The sequence below is a fragment of the Kitasatospora sp. NPDC091257 genome (assembly GCF_044757675.1).
GTDB lineage: Bacteria > Actinomycetota > Actinomycetes > Streptomycetales > Streptomycetaceae > Kitasatospora > Kitasatospora lactacystinica.
In genome coordinates, this window is sequence record NZ_JBIVVI010001595.1 from 1 (window position 1) to 1660 (window position 1660).

Here is a 1660-nt window from a genome sequence, read left to right on the forward strand (position 1 = left end):
GGCCATAGGCCCGGTCTATGCGCCGGGGTCGGCGGCCCGGGCAGCGGCGGCCTCGAAGAAGCGCAGCAGCTCCACCGGGAACGGCAGCACCAGTGTCGAGTTCCGCTCGGCCGCGACCTCGACCACGGTCTGGAGCAGCCGCAGCTGCATCGCCGCCGGGGTCTCGCTCATCCTGCTCGCCGCCTCGGCGAGCTTGGTGGCGGCCTGGAACTCGCCGTCGGCGGTGATGATCCGGGCCCGGCGCTCACGGTCCGCCTCGGCCTGGCGGGCCATCGAACGCTTCATCGAGTCCGGCAGGCTGACGTCCTTGATCTCCACCCGGTCGATCTGCACGCCCCAGCCGGTGGCCGGGCTCTCCAGCATCACCTCCAGCCCCTGGTGGAGGTTCTCCCGGCCGGAGAGCAGGTCGTCCAGCTCGCTCTTGCCGATGACGGAGCGCAGCGAGGTCTGGGCGACCTGGAGCATGGCGAAGGAGTAGTTCTGGACGTCCACGGTGGCCCTGACCGGGTCCACCACCCGGAAGTACAGCACCGCGTCGACGCTCACCGAGACGTTGTCCTTGGTGATGCCCTCCTGCGCCGGAACCGGCATGGTGACGACCTGGACGTTGACCTTGCGCATCCGGTCCAGCACCGGCAGCAGCAGGCTCGGTCCCGGCTGGCGGACCTGCCCGCTCACCCGGCCGAGCCGGAACACCACACCGCGCTCGTACTGCTGGACCACCCGCACACCGGTCGCCAGCCAGAGCAGGAGCACCACGGCGACGATCACGACAACTGCCACGATTCCGGCCTCCCCCGTCGCGGCGCGGCCGGGCCGGGGACCGGAGTGGCCCCGTCGCCCGGTGCGAGCCGCGCTGGCCAGTATGCGCCCGGGCCGGGGCGGTGGACAGCGTCGTGCGCGGGTATTCCGACGGAGCGTCGGCGGGGCGGGTGCCGCGGGCCGAAGTGAGCCCTACCGGCAGGCTGTTCGGGCCGGTAGCGTCGCCGGGTGACCACGACGATCGACTCCGCGGCGGGCTCCGGCTGCGCCGGGCCGCCATTGCTGACGCGGGCACTGCTGCTGCGCTTCGTCTCCCTGCTCGGCACCTCCATCGGGTTCAACCTGCTGCTCTCCGCCGTGCCGCTGTACGCCCAGGAGTCCGGCGGCGAGCACGCGGCGGGCCTGGCCACCGGTGCGCTGATGCTGGCCACCGTGGTCGGCGAACTGGCCACCCCGTGGCTGACCACGCGCTTCGGCTACCGCCCGGTGCTGGCGGCCGGGTTGGTGCTGCTCGGCGCGCCCACGCCGGTCCTGGCGTGGACCGGGGGCATGGCGGCGGTGGTGACGGTCTGTCTGCTGCGCGGGCTCGGCTTCGCGGTCGCGCTGGTGGCGGGCGGGGCGCTGACCGCCGCGCTGATCCCGGCCGAACGGCGCGGGGAGGGACTCGCGCTGGTCGGCCTGGTCTCCGGGCTGCCCGCCCTGGCCTGCCTGCCGCTCGGCGTCTGGCTGGGCCAGCACCTCGGCTGGGGCTGGGTGTTCGCGATCGGGGCGGCGGCGCCGCTGGCCGCCGTCGCCTCCGTCCAGCTCCGCCGCGCGGTCGTCCTGGTCAGTCCCGGCCGCGCAGCGCGGGCGTGAGCACCGGCGGCAGGGACAGCACGATCAGGGCGAAGACGGCCCA

General features: G+C 74.1%; 2 protein-coding genes. One reads left to right on the plus strand and one right to left on the minus strand.

The window, feature by feature from the left end:
• Positions 1–15: 15 nt before the first annotated feature.
• A complete protein-coding gene (locus tag ACIQOV_RS40595; protein WP_401056046.1) occupies positions 16–783 on the minus strand; it encodes a slipin family protein in 768 nt (255 codons plus the stop codon).
• Between the two features lie 207 nt (positions 784–990).
• On the opposite strand from ACIQOV_RS40595, the gene ACIQOV_RS40600 reads away from it, so the two are divergent.
• Positions 991–1617, plus strand: coding sequence for an MFS transporter (locus tag ACIQOV_RS40600; protein WP_401056048.1), 627 nt, complete (start codon positions 991–993; stop codon positions 1615–1617).
• Positions 1618–1660: the final 43 nt, after the last annotated feature.